Annotated in this window: 19 protein-coding genes; 10 read left to right on the forward strand and 9 right to left on the reverse strand. The window is 70.4% G+C overall.

Translation table 11 applies throughout. The annotated features are described in order from the left end of the window. Positions 1-322 precede the first annotated feature (322 nt). Positions 323-1627: a ricin-type beta-trefoil lectin domain protein gene (locus tag VSH64_RS30040; protein ID WP_326566104.1), complete on the forward strand. Its 1305-nt coding sequence runs from the start codon at positions 323-325 to the stop codon at positions 1625-1627. Between the two features lie 164 nt (positions 1628-1791). Then, a complete protein-coding gene (locus VSH64_RS30045; protein WP_326566105.1) occupies positions 1792-2019 on the forward strand; it encodes a hypothetical protein in 228 nt (75 codons plus the stop codon). Here the strand turns inward: VSH64_RS30045 and VSH64_RS30050 are convergent. Further along, a complete protein-coding gene (locus VSH64_RS30050; protein WP_326566106.1) occupies positions 1985-2758 on the reverse strand; it encodes a hypothetical protein in 774 nt (257 codons plus the stop codon). The genes VSH64_RS30045 and VSH64_RS30050 overlap by 35 nt on opposite strands. A gap of 205 nt (positions 2759-2963) precedes the next feature. Between VSH64_RS30050 and VSH64_RS30055 the strand changes: the two genes are divergently transcribed. From VSH64_RS30055 to VSH64_RS30065, 3 genes are read left to right on the forward strand one after another with little or no spacing between them, the layout of a single operon-like run. Further along, entirely contained in the window at positions 2964-3485 is a 522-nt protein-coding gene (locus VSH64_RS30055) for a molybdenum cofactor biosysynthesis protein (protein WP_326566107.1), read from the forward strand. Beyond that, on the forward strand, positions 3482-3913 hold the full coding sequence (locus VSH64_RS30060; protein ID WP_326566108.1) for a cupin domain-containing protein: 432 nt from the start codon (positions 3482-3484) through the stop codon (positions 3911-3913). The genes VSH64_RS30055 and VSH64_RS30060 overlap by 4 nt, the downstream gene beginning before the upstream one ends. Positions 3914-3954: 41 nt before the next feature. Next, the gene (locus VSH64_RS30065) at positions 3955-4464 is read left to right on the forward strand and encodes a DUF3558 family protein (RefSeq protein ID WP_326566109.1); all 510 of its coding nucleotides are present in this window, start codon (positions 3955-3957) and stop codon (positions 4462-4464) included. 13 nt (positions 4465-4477) lie between these two features. On the opposite strand, the gene VSH64_RS30070 is transcribed toward VSH64_RS30065, so the two are convergent. The 3 genes from VSH64_RS30070 to VSH64_RS30080 form a co-directional block, all read right to left on the reverse strand. Beyond that, entirely contained in the window at positions 4478-4705 is a 228-nt protein-coding gene (locus VSH64_RS30070; RefSeq protein ID WP_326566110.1) for a hypothetical protein, read from the reverse strand. Between the two features lie 164 nt (positions 4706-4869). Further along, positions 4870-5739, reverse strand: a complete 870-nt coding sequence (locus VSH64_RS30075; RefSeq protein WP_326566111.1) for an ion transporter — start codon at positions 5737-5739, stop codon at positions 4870-4872. 157 nt (positions 5740-5896) lie between these two features. Further along, complete coding sequence (locus VSH64_RS30080; RefSeq protein ID WP_326566112.1) at positions 5897-6424, reverse strand: DUF4232 domain-containing protein; 528 nt, start codon at positions 6422-6424, stop codon at positions 5897-5899. Positions 6425-6729: 305 nt separating this feature from the next. On the opposite strand from VSH64_RS30080, the gene VSH64_RS30085 reads away from it, so the two are divergent. Continuing rightward, positions 6730-6954, forward strand: a complete 225-nt coding sequence (locus VSH64_RS30085) for a hypothetical protein (RefSeq protein WP_326566113.1) — start codon at positions 6730-6732, stop codon at positions 6952-6954. On the opposite strand, the gene VSH64_RS30090 is transcribed toward VSH64_RS30085, so the two are convergent. Both VSH64_RS30090 and VSH64_RS30095 read right to left on the reverse strand, forming a co-directional pair. Further along, on the reverse strand, positions 6951-7532 hold the full coding sequence (locus VSH64_RS30090) for a M15 family metallopeptidase (protein WP_326566114.1): 582 nt from the start codon (positions 7530-7532) through the stop codon (positions 6951-6953). The two genes, VSH64_RS30085 and VSH64_RS30090, sit on opposite strands and share 4 nt — an antisense overlap. A gap of 104 nt (positions 7533-7636) precedes the next feature. Then, positions 7637-8620 carry an ArsR/SmtB family transcription factor gene (locus VSH64_RS30095; protein ID WP_326566115.1) on the reverse strand — a complete coding sequence of 328 codons (984 nt, stop codon included), beginning with the start codon at positions 8618-8620 and terminating at the stop codon, positions 7637-7639. Between the two features lie 67 nt (positions 8621-8687). On the opposite strand from VSH64_RS30095, the gene VSH64_RS30100 reads away from it, so the two are divergent. Further along, a complete protein-coding gene (locus tag VSH64_RS30100; RefSeq protein ID WP_326566116.1) occupies positions 8688-9905 on the forward strand; it encodes an MFS transporter in 1218 nt (405 codons plus the stop codon). Continuing rightward, entirely contained in the window at positions 9902-10819 is a 918-nt protein-coding gene (locus VSH64_RS30105; RefSeq protein WP_326566117.1) for a trypsin-like serine peptidase, read from the forward strand. The genes VSH64_RS30100 and VSH64_RS30105 overlap by 4 nt, the downstream gene beginning before the upstream one ends. Before the next feature lie 42 nt (positions 10820-10861). Here VSH64_RS30105 and VSH64_RS30110 read toward each other — a convergent pair whose 3' ends face one another. The 3 genes from VSH64_RS30110 to VSH64_RS30120 form a co-directional block, all read right to left on the reverse strand. Then, on the reverse strand, positions 10862-11659 hold the full coding sequence (locus VSH64_RS30110; RefSeq protein WP_326566118.1) for a family 1 encapsulin nanocompartment shell protein: 798 nt from the start codon (positions 11657-11659) through the stop codon (positions 10862-10864). Next, positions 11656-12696 carry a Dyp-type peroxidase gene (locus VSH64_RS30115; RefSeq protein WP_326566119.1) on the reverse strand — a complete coding sequence of 347 codons (1041 nt, stop codon included), beginning with the start codon at positions 12694-12696 and terminating at the stop codon, positions 11656-11658. The genes VSH64_RS30110 and VSH64_RS30115 overlap by 4 nt, the downstream gene beginning before the upstream one ends. A gap of 127 nt (positions 12697-12823) precedes the next feature. Then, positions 12824-13447 (reverse strand): TetR/AcrR family transcriptional regulator, encoded by a 624-nt coding sequence (locus VSH64_RS30120; protein ID WP_326566121.1) that lies wholly within the window; start codon positions 13445-13447, stop codon positions 12824-12826. A gap of 128 nt (positions 13448-13575) precedes the next feature. On the opposite strand from VSH64_RS30120, the gene VSH64_RS30125 reads away from it, so the two are divergent. Both VSH64_RS30125 and VSH64_RS30130 read left to right on the forward strand, forming a co-directional pair. After that, positions 13576-14379, forward strand: a complete 804-nt coding sequence (locus tag VSH64_RS30125; protein ID WP_326566122.1) for an SDR family NAD(P)-dependent oxidoreductase — start codon at positions 13576-13578, stop codon at positions 14377-14379. 46 nt (positions 14380-14425) lie between these two features. Then, positions 14426-15547, forward strand: a complete 1122-nt coding sequence (locus tag VSH64_RS30130; protein ID WP_326566123.1) for a DUF5938 domain-containing protein — start codon at positions 14426-14428, stop codon at positions 15545-15547. Positions 15548-15558 lie beyond the last annotated feature (11 nt).

The raw sequence follows: 15558 nt of genomic DNA on the forward strand, positions 1-15558 counted from the left end.
GTTGTGAACACCAGGCGACCACTGGCCTTTACTGGTCTGAACCTGTCCGACAGGACAACCCCGCGACCTGCTGTGATCGCTCGACGACCCGTTGCCAACCCTGGGAGTGACCGGTATAACTTTCTTCACACCACGCACGAAGTGGTCGGCAATTCGGTCCCCCACCGTTTTGATGAATTGCCGGACCACACCGAGCCCTGCCGTTTCCGCCGCATTCGGCCGGACCTCATTTTTCGTGCGCGAAATTCTCCTCCCCGTCCCCCTTGGAGTGCACGGAATGCGCATTTCGAAATTCAGAACCCTTGTCGCCGCGGCTTTACCCGTGCTGGCCGGTGTCGCTCTCGCCACCGTCAGCCCGGCCGTGAGCGAGGCGGCCCCGGCCGCGGGCGCGGCGTTCCCCGCCCACTACTCGGCCCCGTACCTGCAGGTCAGCGACGGCGACATCGGGCAGATGGCCGCCGACATGAACGCGACCGGCACGAAGTTCTACACCCTGGCGTTCCTCACTCCGTCCTCCGGCTGCAACCAGCTGTGGGAGGCCAACGGCACCGGGGTCGGCTCGTTCAAGTCGCAGATCAGCTCGCTGCAGGCCGCGGGTGGCAACGTGATCCCGTCGTTCGGCGGCGCCGCCGGCGGTGAGATCGCGCAGACCTGTACCAACACCTCGAGCCTCACCGCGGCGTACGCCAACGTGGTGAACACCTACGGCACCCCGCGGCTCGACTTCGACATCGAAGAAGACACCATCAAGGACACCGCGGCCAACGCGCGCCGCAACTCCGCGCTCGCGGCGCTGCAGCAGCAGAACCCGAGCGTGCAGGTGGACTACACCCTCGCCGTGGACCCGAGCGGCCTCGGCTCCACGCAGATGGACATCCTGCGCGACGCCAAGAACAAGGGCCTCAACGTCAGCGTCGTGAACCTGATGGTGATGGACTTCTACGACGGCCAGCCGGTGCTGGGCGACGCGCTCGCGTCGGCGCGCACGGCCGCCGGCCAGCTCGCGAGCCTCTACGGCATCTCGACCTCCGCGGCCTACGGCAAGATGGGCCTCACGCCGATCGCCGGGCGCAACGACGACGGCGCGCAGTTCAGCCAGTCGGACGCGCAGCAGCTGGAGACCTTCGCGGCGCAGAACGGTGTGCAGGAGCTCTCGTTCTGGGAGCTGCAGGACTACGACCGCGCCACCGGCTACGCGTACTCGCGGATCTTCAACGCCATCACCGGCGGTGGCAGCACCACCCCGCCGCCCACCGGCGGCAAGCAGATCACGGGCTACGGCGGCAAGTGCGTCGATGTCGCCGGCGCCAACTCGGCGAACAACACGAAGATCGACCTCTACACGTGCAACGGCACCGCCGCGCAGCAGTGGACCTCCACCGGCGGCACGCTGCGCGCGCTGGGCAAGTGCATGGACGTGGCCGCGGCCGGCACCACCAACGGCACGAAGGTGGGGCTCTACGACTGCAACGGCACGGCCGCGCAGCAGTGGACCCACTCGGGCAACCAGCTCGTGAACACCGGCTCGAACAAGTGCCTCGACGCGACCGGGCCCAGCTCGGCCGACGGCACGCAGCTGCAGATCTGGACCTGCACGGGAGCGGCCAACCAGCAATGGTCGCTCTGAGCCAGTAATTCACCACCTTGATCCACCGACCGGTGGGGAGCGTTTTCCTTGCTCCCCACCGGTTTTTCACGTCTCGAAGAACTTCTCGCGGTTTGCCGTCATGGCTCCGGGGGCCGGTCGTCGGACTCACGTCGGGCCAGCCACGAGCAGAGATGAGGCAAGCGATGACCGTTCAGTGCCACGACGCGGTGGAAGAGGTCGGCGTGTGGTTGACCGGGGAGTTTTCGGGCCGGCTGCCGGCTCCGACGGTGGCCGAGGTGGTGCGCGCGACCAGGCGTGACCTCGAAGGCCGCATCGCGACCGAAGAGCTCGGCGAGATGCTGCACCGCATGGCCCGCGCGCGGCTGCAGCGGCTGCTCAGCGCGGACGGCCGGATTCCGCGTTCCCGCTGACGGAGTTCTTCTTCAGGTCCGGCGTTCCGCCGAAGAGGTCCCGCAGGCGGTTGCGGCGGGCGACGTAGCGGGCGCCGAACCGCCGCCGCGACCGCTCGAGCTTGCGCCCGGCGTAGCGGCGCCGGGCCCACGCCGAGTCGGGTTTCGCCAGGCGCAGCGCGCCGACCAGCGCAATCAGCGGCACGACGACACCCAGCACACCCGTGGCGAGCTTGCCCTTGAGCAGGGAGATCAGCGCCGTGACCAGGTGCACGGCGATGCCCAGCAGGTAGGACCACATCGCCGATTCGCCGCGCGTCTCGCCGATCGGTGACGCTTCGAGCAGCAGCAGGATCCCGAGCGCGCCGCCGATGAGCACGGCGTCGATGGACTTGCGGCCGCGCTCGGCCCAGTACACGTCGTCGAGGTAGAACCAGAGCGCGAACTCGTCGAGCACGAGCGCGGCACCCACGCCGAAGAGCCCCGCGAGGATCTCGCCCCACGGCGCGTCGGGCGAGAACCGGAACTCGAGCGCGCCGACGACCAGCACCAGCAGGATGCCCCACACCTGGTGGTGCACGTGGACGCCGCCGATGTGGATGTCGTGGATCAGGCCCGTGCGACCCTGGGGTTTGCGCTGCTTCGCGCGGATGCGGCGGGTGAGGCCGCGCACGACCACGAACGTGACGAGGAACCCGACCACCGCCCACATCGAGGCGGCGCGGCCGGTGTCCACGAAGACGCGGTCGTACCAGTCCACGGCAGTCACTTCCCTCGCCCGGAAGCTCCTGTGCCGACCGTCGCCGATCCGATCACCGCCACGGCGGAACAGTCGCTCCCCACAGGCGCGCCCCGTCGAGTGCCCGCCCGCTCTGGCCGGAATGGTAACCGCGCTTCGTCCTCGTTGTCCTTTTCCCGGATGCGGCCGCCGGGCGTGTGCTGTTGGCGCGGGTAGGGTCGGGGGCGTGCGTGTCGAGATCGTTTCGCTGCTCGTGTCACCGGTGCACGCGTTTGAAGGCCGCCCCGCCGACGGTCCACGGCCGGACCCCGGGCCGGTCTCGCGCGAGTGCGTGGAGGTGCGCGCGGGCCTCGGCCTGGTCGGCGACCGCTACTTCAACCACGCCGCCCACCGCGACGCCGCGGTGACCGTGTTCGACGTGGACGCGCTCGCCCCGTTCGGCCCCGTGGACCCCCTGCTCACGCGCCGTAACATCGTGCTGCGCGGCTTCCGCGTCGACGACCTCGCCGCCCGCCGCGACCGCCCGGGCGCACTGTTCACCCTCGACAGCGGCGACGGCCCGGTGCGCTTCCAGGCCCGCCGGCCGGCGAACCCGTGCGCGTGGATGGACGTGACCGTGGCCCCGGGCGCCTTCCGCGGCCTGCGCGGCCGCGGCGGCGTGCGGTGCGTACCCCTCGACGACGGCGTGCTGCGAGTAGGACCGGCAGAGCTCACCGTGGATTCGCTTTCGGCTTTGGAGGCTGGATGACCGACGCCTGGCACCAACCCCTGCACCACATCCCCGGCGGCTCGCTGACCGGGGACACCAACCAGACCACCGGCATGCGCCGCTACGAGGCCATCTCGGGCAAAACCGTGGGCTCGCGCAAAGTCTGGATGGGCGAAACCCACGTCACCCCCCACACCAACTCGGGCGACCACCACCACGGCGCCGCGGAGACGGCGATCTACGTGCAGTCCGGGCACCCCGTGTTCGTCTTCGCCGAGGGCGACTCGGAGGTCCGCATCGAGACTTCCCCGGGGGACTACGTGTTCGTGCCGCCGTACGTGCCGCACCGCGAGGAAAACCCGACGGGCGAGGACGCGGTGGTGATCATCGCGCGCAGCAGTCAGGAAGGGGTCGTGGTGAATCTGCCGAGTCTGTGGGCCGAGGTCGAGATCCCCGATTCGGAGTAAGTCCGGGGACGGGTCCCGGCGGGTCGGGGCAAGATCACGGCATGAACGGTCACCGATGGCTCGCGGGTCTGGCGGGTTTGGCGGGGTGCCTGATCCTCACGGGCTGCGGCGCGTCGCCACCCACGCAGCAAGAACACGACGACACGGTGCTCGACCACCTCGCCGACGCCCCGTGCACCATGATGTCCGTGGAACGCGGTCAGCGCCTCGGCCTGGAGCAGCTCTCGCCCGATCCCGCGCCGGCCAGAACTTGCGGGTGGCACAACGACTCGCAGCCTTCGCCCTATCTGCTCACCTTCGTGGCCAACCCGTCCGCTTCGGACCGGCAGGAGTACACGCGTGAGGCGAAGCTGACGAAGATCACCGTGGAGAACCAGCCCGTGACCCAGGCGACGCGCGCGATCGCGAACCTCACCGACTGCGCCAGCCTCGCCGACTTCGGCACCGACCACGGCTTCATCGTGAGCGTGACCGAAGCCGACGCCTCCGACGCCTGCGTGCTGTCGGCGGCCTACGCGAAGTCGACCATCCTGCTCATCCGCGAATCCTGAACGGGGTAGCCGGTCAGGACCCCGGCAGCACCCGGCTGCTCAACGGCAACGTCTGCCGCTCCGGCGGCCACCACACCTGCGCGGGCGGCGGCGGCACGTCGTCTTCGGGCAACTCGAGCGCGTCGACGCCCTTCTGCCACCGGCTCCAGTGCGCGGCGCACAGCCCACGCCACAGCGCCGCCTCCGAGCACTCCTGCCGTCGGCACGGCTGCACCTGCTGCCCGCTATCCACCACGTTCACGTCTCCAACCCGCGACTCGGCTCCCGACGCTTCCCAGCTTGCCCCGGAAACGATCGGAACACCCCGTGTCCGCGCCAACACAACCCTTGTGCAGCAACGACAACGGAAGGACTCCAGCGTACTCCCGCCCGCGTTTCGCCCGGGGCCGGGCGGGCGGCACTCGTTCAGCGGTTGACGCTGCCACCCTCACGGAGGTGGCTGAGGTCGTACTCCCGAGCCGCCGTTCGTTGGGGGCGGGTGCGGAGCAGGGACTCGTCCGGGGATTCGTCGACCTCGTTGAGGCCGAGGGATACCGCGCGGCGGATTTGTTCGCGGTTTTCGCGCACGACGGCGGAGAAGAAGTCGTCGATGCGGGGGTCGAGGAGGACCTCGAGCAGGACGCGGAAGGAGGCGTCGACGGCGGCGCGGACGATTTCGTCGTGGAAGGGGAGGCGGCGGAGGCGGCCCAGCTGCGGGTCGGCGGCGAGCTTTTCGGTGATGATCGCGCGCAGTTCCACCTTGTTCTCGCCCAGCGACTTCGCGAGGTTCTCCGGGTAGTTGCCCGTCTCGAGGACCTTCACGACCTCGTCGAGCACGGCGATCGTCACCGGTTTCTTGATGGCGCGGACGATCGGTTCGGACATCCGGTCGACGAGGCGGAAGAAGAACTGCTCGCCGACGGCCCGGTCGGCGGCGCGGCCGATGCGGATGAGCAGCAGCAGGCCGGCGATCAGGTGGTGCTGCGCGACGAACGGCGGGTACGCGACCGGGATCATCGCGAAGACCTCGTACCAGTTGCGCGCCAGGAACGGCATGCGCCAGGCGACCTTGCGCCACCGCCAGAGGAAGTGGAGCAGGAAGATGCCGCAGATGACGCAGTCGACCCGGAAGAACCACGCGTCGGTGTCGGCCGGGGGTGGTGGGCCGAGCAGCAGGTAGCCCAGGCCGCCCACGGACACTACGGCGAGCAGGAACATCACCCAGTCGTCCACGTGCACGTTGCCCGGGAGGATCCCGCTGTTGAGCTCGGCCTCCCGCCGGCCGGTGGTGGTCATGCCATCTCCAGAAATCGACGCCGCGTGGCCCGATCATGGCACGTCAGCACACCCCGGGCCGCGCGACGAGGCCGAGCGGCGGCGCCGAACGACAAGCCTGGCCGACAGAACCGGACGACCGACAGCCCAGACGACAAGCCTGGCCGGCGACCCCCCGTCAGGCCGCGACGACCGGTCCCACCGTGACGTCGTGGGCCTCGGCGGAGGCGTCGAGCGGCGACTGGTTCCACGGCAGCGTGATCCGCGGGTCGCTGGTGTCGCCGCGCGGAGTGGTGGTGGCCGGCGCCGTGATGGTGATCGCCGTGGGCTGCACCTGGTGTTCCGGCGCCTCGATTCCGGTCCAGTGCAGCAACATCGTGGCCTGCTGACCGTCGGCGATGGTCACGAGCGGGGCGTCGCTCGTGGTGTCGGGCGTGACGGTGACGCCGTCGGCGCCGGTGAAGGACACCGGAAGAGCGCCCTGGAAGTTGCAGGACTCGCCGGGCTTCGCGGTGAACACCACGGTGGCGTAGCGCTGGCCCGCACCCGGGTCACCGGCGACGATGGTGGTGTCGACCTGCGACGCGGTGCAGCGGAAGTCGGTGGGCATCGCCGACGCGGTGCCGGCGCCCGCCAAAGCAACGGCGGCGACGGCGGTCCCGGCAAGCGCGGTGACGGTGGCGGCCCGGCGAAAAGTGCTGGTCATGAGGTGACTCCTTCCCAGTGGCGCGAGCGGACGATCCGCCGCGACGCGAGGTCGACGGTGATTCATTCACCGATCGAGCCCGCTCACTCGAAATATGCCCACGCCACGGACGGATTACCTCCCGAAGTGGGATTGACCCCACGAAAGCAACCTCGAGTGAGCACAGGCGTCCACCCAGTAGTGACCGTCGTGGGAAGAGGACCCCGCGTCGGGCAGATGACCGAAGTATTACCTGTTCCGTAACCTCTTTGACCGGTGACGAATCCGCGTGCCAGGCTCGGTGTCACCAACCCGAGGAGGAGCGGATGAGGACCATCGGCAAAGGCGTCGCGGCGCTGGCCGTGATCGGCGGCTCGCTGTCGTTCGAGGCGGTGCCGGCCCTGGCGTCGGCCACCGGCACGGGTTTCACGACCTCGCACGCCCGCGTGGTCACGCCGCCGGGGCCCGGCACGAGCACCCCGCAGCGCGACGGTGATCCGGTGGCGTGTTTCCTCGTCGACACGTTTCGCCGCCGTACCAAGGAAAACTAGCCCGCCGCGTTCGGCAACGGCTGCGGGCAGGTCCCGCCCGGCGTGGTGAGCAGCTCGAAGTGCCACAGCTCGTTGGAGTACGCCTGGCAGAGGCCGTAGTCGTCGCCGTGGCGGATGAGCCAGTCGTCGGCGTCGGTCGGGCCGAGGTCCACGGCCTTGCCGGACACGTGCGTCGACTTCTCCGGTGTGTTCACGAACTGCCGCGCCTTTTCGAGGCTGCCGTATTTCTGCACACCCTCTTCGAGCAACCGCTGCTGATACGCCTTGCTCCGCCACCCCGAGGTCACCTTGAACTCGATCCCCCGCGCTTTCGCGTCCGTCGCCGCCTTCTGCACGGCCGTGAGCAGCGCCGGATCGAGCTTCCCCACGGCGGGATAACTCGTGTCGAACGGCGTGAGGTCCTTGCCCGACGGAATCCCGCCCTGGGCCGGATCCGTGTCCGGATCGGAGCCGGGATCGGACAGCCCCGCGGAGCCGCCGGCGACCCCCGTCGGCCACTCCGCCGCCGCGGTCGAGCACCCCGCGACGAGCAACGCGGGCAGCACCAGCACGGCGATTTTGGCACGGATTTCAGGCATTCCCACTCCCGGACGAGCACAAGGCGATCACCCGGACCACCGTGCCGCCTGCGTGTCCCCGGACCGTCAGACGAATGTCCCCGCCGCGTAACAGCTGCGCAGCTTCACGTAACAGGCCCGAGCAACGCCTCGCCGAGCGCCGTGGTCAGGTACAGCACCGCCCGCCCCGACCGTTGCCGCGCCACGAGCCCGGTTTCCCGCAACACGCGCAGGTGCTGCGACACCGCGCTCGGCGAAACCCCCAGCGCCGCAGCCAGATCCGTGGTCGTGGCCGGCGAGCGCAGCGCCTCCAGCAGCTCGGCCCGCGCGCGCCCCAGCAGCTTCACCACGGCAGCACCGGGCTCGGTCACGCCCACTGTCCACAGTGCACCGATCCCGCGCGCCGGGTACCGCACGGTGGTCTGCGTGGCGGTGTGGTGCTTGATCAGCACCTCCGGCGAACCGAGCACCAGCGGCATCAGCACCAGCCCACCCGGTCCGCGGCTCACGACCAGGTCGGGCGCGCCGCCGGAAAGCACCAGCCGCCCCGCCGACCACCGCAACGACGGGTGCAGGCCGGTGAACAGCCGCTCCGTGCCACCCACCGCCAATTGCCGCGCCCGGTAGGCGACGTCGGCGTCGAGCACCGCCCGGATCCGGGGCCAGAACGGGGCCACCAGCCGTGAATACGCCACGCGCAGCTCCGCCGCCAGCACCCGCAACCCGACCGCCGGCCGTTCCGCGAGGAGAACGAGCGCCGGCGGCAGCTCCGCCCCGAACACCCGCGTCAGGCTCGCGCGCACCTGCCGCGCGGTGGTGCGCCTGAGCACGGCGAGGTCGTCGTCGATCGTGCTGCTCACGCGGGCCGGCGCGGGCACGAGGAAGTTGGGGAAGCTCGGCCGCTCGGAGGTGAGCAACGCCCGGGTCAGCGGCACGTCGAGCGGCTCCCGGGCGAGCTCCTCGGTCGCCCGGCGCAGCCACCGCTGGTGCAGCGGCCCCCGGTTTCGGCCCACGATCTGCAGCAGCGCCGCCACCGTCTCCGACAGCGGCGACACGGCGAACCGCGTCGCCGCGAGCTCGGCGACGCCGATCTCGACGATGCGTGCCACGCGGCCGAGTATGTAGCACCGGGCTAAATCGTGTCGGCGAATGCGCCAACTCCGAACGATCAACCGCATGACGCGACTTCCGCCGGCGTACTGGCGACTGTGGTGGGCCGCCGGGATCACCAACGTCGGCGACGGCGCGTTCACCTCCGCTGTGCCCCTGCTGGCCGTTTCCGTGACCCGTGATCCGCGGCTGATCTCGCTGGTCACGGCCGCCGCGTTCGTGCCGTGGCTGCTGCTCGCGCTGCCGGCCGGCGCGTGGGCCGATCGCCACGACCGCGTGCGGCTCATGAAAGGCGCCCAGCTCGCGCAGGCCGTTGTCGCCGGCGCCCTCGCCCTCACGGCCGCCCACGGGGGCATCGCCGTGCTCATCGTCGCCGCCCTGGCCCTCGGCGCCGGCGACGTCGTGTTCGGCACCGCCTCGCAGGCCTTCCTGCCGGACATCGTCCCGAAACCCTTGCTGCCCAGGGCCAACGGCTCGCTGCAAGCCGCGACCACCATCGGCGTGCAGTTCGCCGGACCCCCGCTCGGCAGCCTGCTCTTCGCCCTCGCCCCGGCACTCCCGTTCGGCCTCGACGCCGTGTCGTTCGCCGGCTCCGCCGCGCTGATCCCGACCCCGCCCGGACGGTCCCACCGCACCAAGCCGAAAGCCCCGATCGCCGAAGGCCTGCGCTGGCTCGCCCGCCACCGCCTCCTGCGCACGCTCACCGCCGTCCTCGGCGTGAACACCTTCTGCGGCCAGCTCGCCAACGCCACCCTCGTGCTGCTCGCGACCCAGACCCTGCACGTCAGCCCGCGCGGCTACGGCCTGCTCCTCGCGTCCGCCGCCGTCGGCAGCGTCACCGGCGGCCTGGTCAACGCCCGGATCGTCGCGCGCATCGGGCCGGCGGCCGCGCTGATCACCAGCCTCGCCGTGAACGCCGCCGTGTTCGCCGCAATCGGCCTGGCTCCGAACGCGCTGGTGCTCGGCGGCCTGCTCGCGGTGAACGGCTTCGTGACCACGCTCTGGAACATCGTCAACGTCAGCCTGCGCCAGAGCCTCGTGCCCGCAGCGCTGCTCGGCCGCGTGACCAGCGTCCACAAGCTCCTCGGCTGGGGCCTCATCCCCCTCGGCACCCTGACCGGCGGCCTGCTCGCCGCGTCGTCCGGCCTGCGCGCGCCCTACCCCGTCGCCGGCACGCTCCGGGGCCTCGCGCTGCTGGTCGCGCTGCCCGTGCTCCTGAGCGCCAGGAACATTCACCGCACCGGGACGGAACCACCCGCGCCCCCGGCCGTCTCCGGTACATGATGATCTTGCCGATCCGCCGCGCCCTCGTGACGCTTGCCGCGGTGGCCGCCGCGGCGAGCGTCGTGCCCGCCGCGGCGTCCGCCGCGGGCGACACCGACGTGACCACGTTCAGCGCGGCCCAGCGGGCGGCGGCGCTCGCGTATTGGACGCCCGAGCGGATGAAGGGCGCCGGGGCCGACACGATCGATCGGGTCGAGCAGGTGGCGAAACGGTGGGCCGGGCCGGGGCCGCGCGGGGTCGGGCGGCTGTTCTTCACCGAGGCCGCGCCCGGTGAGCCGCCGCTGGACACCTGGTGCACCGCGACCGCCGTGCCGAGCAAGAGTGGTGACGTGCTCGTGACGGCCGGGCACTGCGCGTACGCCGGCCTCGACCGTGAGGACCAGGTCGTCCAGGTGGCGAATTCGGTATTCGTGCCCGGCTATGACCAGGGCCGGCGCCCCGATGGCGTGTTCGCGACGCGGGCGCTCGCCTTCCGGCACTCCTACGTGACCGGCAGCGAGCCCGACGTCGCCATGGTCGTGCTCGACCCGCGGCGCGGACAGCACGTGGCGCAGGCCGGCACGCAGCGGATCTCGTTCGACCACAAGGGAACCACGCAGACCGCGATCATCGGCTACGCCGGTTCGAAGGCCTACCACGGTGAGGCGCTGATGTGGTGCGACCTAGCCACCCACCAGGACCCCACCGTGTTCGACCACTGGATGTCCACGTGCGACCTGGCCGGCGGCGCCAGCGGCGGCCCGTGGCTCGCGGGCTTCAACCGCTGGACGGGCACGGGCGAGATCTTCTCCGTGACCAGCCGCGGCACGCTCGACTACGACGAGACCACCGGTGAGAACAAGACGCTGAGCCTCGAAGGCGCACCGCTCGGCGCCGACGCGAAGAGCCTCTACGAAGCCGCCGAACAGCTGTGAAAACCGGCCGGGGAAACCGACGAGGTTTCCCCGGCCCCAAAATCAAGCCGTGAGACCGACCGCGGCCTCGGCGGTGTTCACGAGGAACGTGAGCGTCTCGCGGAAGTACAGCTGCACGCTGTCGGCGTCGTGGCTCGTGTAGCCGATCGACAGGTCCTGGCCGAAGTGCAGTTCGTAGTCGCCGCCGCGGGTCGTGAGCACGCAGGCGCCCTCGATCGCCGGCGTGAGGATCAGGTCGCCGTCCACGATCTGCTTCAGGTGCTCCAGCACCGGGTAACCGTGATCGGCCGCCTCGATCGCGGCGGTGTAGGCGGCGTTGCTCAGCAGCACCGAGTACGGCCCCGCGACACCGGCCGCGCGCAGCTTCGCCAGCGCGTCGCCGATCGCCTTCGGGTAGGCGCTCGCCTCGGCCGGCAGCGCGACCGGGTTCAGCGACGACGCCGGCCGGATGCCGGTGATGCCGGCGCCCGCGAAACCGTCGAACACGATGCGGTCCTCGGCGTACGCGATGGCCTGCGCGGCGTCCTTGACCGGCTGCCAGTCGGGGTCCTTCGCGCCCCACTCCACGGAGTCGACGGCCTCGCGGGTGACGGTGAAGGGCACCTTCAGGTCCACGATCCGCTGGGCCGTGCGCAGCCGCGTGGTCACGCCGGCGAGCGGGCTGTCGACCCCCTCCACGTGCCCGGTGCCGACGGCCGAGAGCGTCGCGTCGTCGGCCACGACCACGTCGACGACCTTGCGCGCCGACGCGAACTCGGCGAACGTGCGCCGGGCCTCGTCCTCGAGGTCCGACCAGGCGACGTCGGAGATCGGGGCGAGTTCGCGATGCAGGTTGTTCATGACCGGGGACTCCTTCGCAGGCTGCCGATGCCCAGCGACGTGCCGGGCGCGGGTGCCGGGGGCTCCGGCGTGGGTTCGGCCGGCTCGTCGCTCGCGACGACCGGGTCTTCCAGGAACTCCGCCGTCGGCACGTAGAACAACGCACCGGTCAGCGGCGTGGAGAAGTCGAGGATGCGGTCGGTGTTGCCCGGCGGCGAACCGACGAACATGTTCTCCAGCATCTTCTCGATGATCGAGGGGGTCTTGGCGTAGCCGATGAAGTACGTGCCGAACTCGCCGTACGCGGGCCGCCCGAAGGGCATGTTGTCGCGCACGATCTCGAGCTCGTTGCCGTCCTCGTCCTCGATCACGTTGAGCGCGATGTGCGAGTCGCCGGGCTTCTCGTCGTCGGACAGCTCCACATCGGACAGCTTGCGCCGGCCGATCACCAGCTCCTGCTGCTCGGTGGTGAGCTTGTTCCACGCCGCCATGTCGTGCAGGTACTTCTGCACGATCACGTAGCTGCCGCCGTTGAACGCCCCGTCGTCGTCGACCAGCACCGCGTCGACGGCGCCGCGGCCGGTCGGGTTCTCGGTGCCGTCGACGAACCCGAGCACGTCACGCGCGTCGAAGTAGCGGAAACCCTGCACCTCGTCCACGACCGTGACCACACCCTCGAGCCGCGCCATGATCAGCGACTCGAGCTCGAAGCACAGGTCCATGCGCTCGGCCCGCAGGTGGAACAGCAGGTCGGCCTTGGTCGTCACGCTCGTGTGCTTGTCGCCGGCGAACACCGGCAGGTCGTGCAGCTCGGCCGGGCGCGGCGAACCGTAGAGCCGGTCCCACGCCGAGGAGCTGAGGCCCGCCACGCAGGTGAGGCCACCGTCGAGCGACCGGAACCCGACGGACCGCTGCAACCCGGGCAGATCGGCCAGCAGATCCCGCGCCACGGACTCCCCGCCGGGGTTCACGCGGACCACGAGGAACACGGCCGCCCGCGTGAGCGGGCCGACCACTGCCTGCGGTTCCGGAGGCAGCTCGGCTGACGACGCCGTCACCGCGCACCCCCGGCGCAGCACGCTTTCTCGACCACTCGCCCTCCCGCCTGACCCGACTGACGCCGAAATCCTAACCTGACGGGCAGGATTCGCCCGCCGCACTCACACGGCAGGGAACCCCACGCCCTCAGGCAGTGCGGAAGAGCTGCTTCACCACGCGCGGCACGGCTTCCCCGAGCTCGTCGGCCGCCGTCTCGCGCCCGGCCAGGTGCCGCAGCAGAAACTGCTGGAAGAGGCCGTCGAAGGTCGCGTACGCCACCGCTTCGGACACCTGCGCCACGGCGCCGGACAGCTCGGCGTAGCGCTCGACGACGCGCCAGATCATGGCCTGGCGGCGCTCGTCGATGTCGAGCACATCGGCGCGGAAGGACTCCTCGAACAGGCTCTGGTTGCGCAGGTCGTACCAGAGGCGGTGCATCACGGCGTCGCTGCGCAGCGTGGTGGCCATCGCCGCGCCGAAGCCCTGTTCGAGCTCTTCGGCGGTGCGCGCTTCGGCCACCACGTCGTCGTACCGCGTCACGCAAACCTCTTCGAACTTGCGCACCGAATAGGTGAGCAGCTCGACCTTGTCGGCGAAGTAGTAGTGCAGCACGCCGTGGGAAAAGTCCGATTTCTGGGCGATCTCGCGCAGGCTCGTGCGCGCGTAGCCCAGCTCGGCGAGCGCCTGCAGCGCGGATTCCGCCAGCTGTTCCCGCCGCTGGGCGAACTTGTCCACGCCCCGACGCGAAATGCGCTCCTTCGCCTGTGTCACGCCCGGAGTCTAGCGCGGCCCCGCATCCGGTGAGGAAATATCTTGACGACTGTCCAAGAAAATCTTGACGACTGTCCAAACTTCGCTACGGTGTGACCTACGCCGCATGTCTCGAGGAGGAGATGTCGATGGTTTCGTACGACCTGAGCGGGCGGACCGCGCTGGTGACGGGTGGGGCACAGGGCCTGGGGGCCGGGATGGCCGAGGCGCTCGCGAAGGCCGGCGCCACCGTGGTCATCGCCGACGTGCAGGAAGAACTGGGCCGGGCCACGGCCGACTCGATCAAGCAGACCGGCGCCACGGCCGGGTTCGTCCGCCTCGACGTGACCGACGACGAGGCCTGGGAGCGGGCCGTGTCGGCCGTCGTCGGCGAATACGGCGGGCTCGACGTGGTGGTGAACAACGCCGGGGTGGAGATCACCGGCCTCGTGGCCGACCTCGACCCGGCCCACGTGCGCAAGATGCTCGAGGTCAACGTGCTGGGCACCGCGCTCGGCGTGAAGCACGCCCTGCGCGCGATGCGCCCCGGCGGCGTGGCCGGCAACGGCGGTGCGGTCGTGAACATCTCGTCGGTGGCCGCCACCATCGCGTTCCCCGGGATCGCGGGGTACTCGGCCACGAAGTCGGCCGTCGACCGGCTCACGCGGGTGGCCGCGATGGAAGCCGGGAAGCTCGGTTACGGCGTGCGCGTGAACTGCGTGTACCCGGGCCTCGTGCCCACGCAGATGGGCAACCAGCTGGCCAACGACGTCGTCGACGTCGGGTTGTTCCCCAGCGTCGAGGAAGCCATCGGCGCCGTGGTGGCGCAGACGCCGGCGGGCCGGCTCGGCGAGGTGGCCGACATGGCCGACGCCGTGGTGTTCCTCGCCTCCGACGCCGCCCGCTTCATCACCGGCGCGGGACTGCCGGTCGACGGCGGCATGGGCATGTGAGCGCGCTTCCCCCCTCGATCTTCCCGCAGCGAAAGGACAACCCCTCGTGAGCAAGCCCGTCGTCGTCTACGGTGCCTCCGGCTACACCGGACGCCTGATCTGCGAATACCTGCGCGAGTACAACGTGCCCTTCGTCGCCGCGGGGCGCGACAAGGCGCGGTTGCAGGAGTCCCTCGACCGCATCCCCGGCCTCGACACCGTCGACCACGAGGTGGTGGAGGTGGCCCACGAGGTCGGGCCGCTCACCGAGCTGTTCGCCGATGCTTCGGTGGTGTGCAACACCGTCGGCCCGTTCAGCGAGTACGGCCACGAGGTGGTGCAGGCCTGCCTCGCCTCGGGCGCGCACTACCTCGACACCACCGGCGAGCAGGACTGGCTGATCTCGGCCGAGGAACGCTACGGCGCCGACATGGCGGCCAACGGCCTGCTGCTCTCGCCCGGCATCGCGCAGATGTACACCACCGGTGAGATCGCGGCGAACATCTGCCTCGAGACACCGGGCCTCGACACCTTGGACATCCTGGTGTTCTGGAAGGGGTACCCGACGGTCGCGTCGACTCGCACCATCCTCGTGAACGCGGCGCTGTCGTCGGCGTATTACCTCGAGCAGAACGAATACCAGGCGTGGCCGCCCGACGGCGGGCTGCACGACGTGGTCGTGCCGGGCCACCACGAAACCGGCCTCGCCCTGCCGTGGGGCGGCACCTCGCACCCGGTGTGGTTCAAGAACGATCCGCGCGTGGCCAACGTGAAGGCCATCGGTGGCGTGTTCGACCGCGCGCTGATGCAGGGAGTGCCGCTGATCGTGGCCGGCGTGCTGGAGCAGGTGAAGGACCTGCCGGAGGCGGAGAAGCTCAAGGTGCTGCACGAGCAGGCCGCCGCGGTGCGCGACGAGATGCCGCCGCGGGAGAACCAGCGGCTGAACACGTCGATGGACTCCGTGCACGCGTCGGGCCCGCTCGGGCGAGCCCACTGCGTGATCCACGGGACGTGCAACTACAAGCAGACCGGGCTGTTGCAGGCCTATGCGGCGTATTCGCTGTTGCAGCAGGCACCGCGCCGCGCCGGGTTCGCCTCGGCGTGCCAGGCCTTCGGGCACCGGGAGCTGCTCGGGGTGCTGCGGTCGTTCGGGCTCGTGTCCAATCCCGTGCTGACCGTGCACGCGTGAGACGGGGAGAC

The sequence above is a fragment of the Amycolatopsis rhabdoformis genome (genome assembly GCF_035918295.1).
Lineage (GTDB): Bacteria > Actinomycetota > Actinomycetes > Mycobacteriales > Pseudonocardiaceae > Amycolatopsis > Amycolatopsis rhabdoformis.

What these genes read in the sequence shown, in the direction of transcription:
- VSH64_RS30045 (WP_326566105.1), top strand. Translation starts at nt 1,792, where the DNA reads ATGACCGTTCAGTGCCACGACGCGGTGGAAGAGGTCGGCGTGTGGTTG.
- VSH64_RS30060 (WP_326566108.1), top strand. Translation starts at nt 3,482, where the DNA reads ATGACCGACGCCTGGCACCAACCCCTGCACCACATCCCCGGCGGCTCG.
- VSH64_RS30065 (WP_326566109.1), top strand. Translation starts at nt 3,955, where the DNA reads ATGAACGGTCACCGATGGCTCGCGGGTCTGGCGGGTTTGGCGGGGTGC.
- VSH64_RS30075 (WP_326566111.1), bottom strand. Translation starts at nt 5,739, where the DNA reads ATGACCACCACCGGCCGGCGGGAGGCCGAGCTCAACAGCGGGATCCTC.
- VSH64_RS30080 (WP_326566112.1), bottom strand. Translation starts at nt 6,424, where the DNA reads ATGACCAGCACTTTTCGCCGGGCCGCCACCGTCACCGCGCTTGCCGGG.
- VSH64_RS30085 (WP_326566113.1), top strand. Translation starts at nt 6,730, where the DNA reads ATGAGGACCATCGGCAAAGGCGTCGCGGCGCTGGCCGTGATCGGCGGC.
- VSH64_RS30090 (WP_326566114.1), bottom strand. Translation starts at nt 7,532, where the DNA reads ATGCCTGAAATCCGTGCCAAAATCGCCGTGCTGGTGCTGCCCGCGTTG.
- VSH64_RS30100 (WP_326566116.1), top strand. Translation starts at nt 8,688, where the DNA reads ATGACGCGACTTCCGCCGGCGTACTGGCGACTGTGGTGGGCCGCCGGG.
- VSH64_RS30105 (WP_326566117.1), top strand. Translation starts at nt 9,902, where the DNA reads ATGATGATCTTGCCGATCCGCCGCGCCCTCGTGACGCTTGCCGCGGTG.
- VSH64_RS30110 (WP_326566118.1), bottom strand. Translation starts at nt 11,659, where the DNA reads ATGAACAACCTGCATCGCGAACTCGCCCCGATCTCCGACGTCGCCTGG.
- VSH64_RS30125 (WP_326566122.1), top strand. Translation starts at nt 13,576, where the DNA reads ATGGTTTCGTACGACCTGAGCGGGCGGACCGCGCTGGTGACGGGTGGG.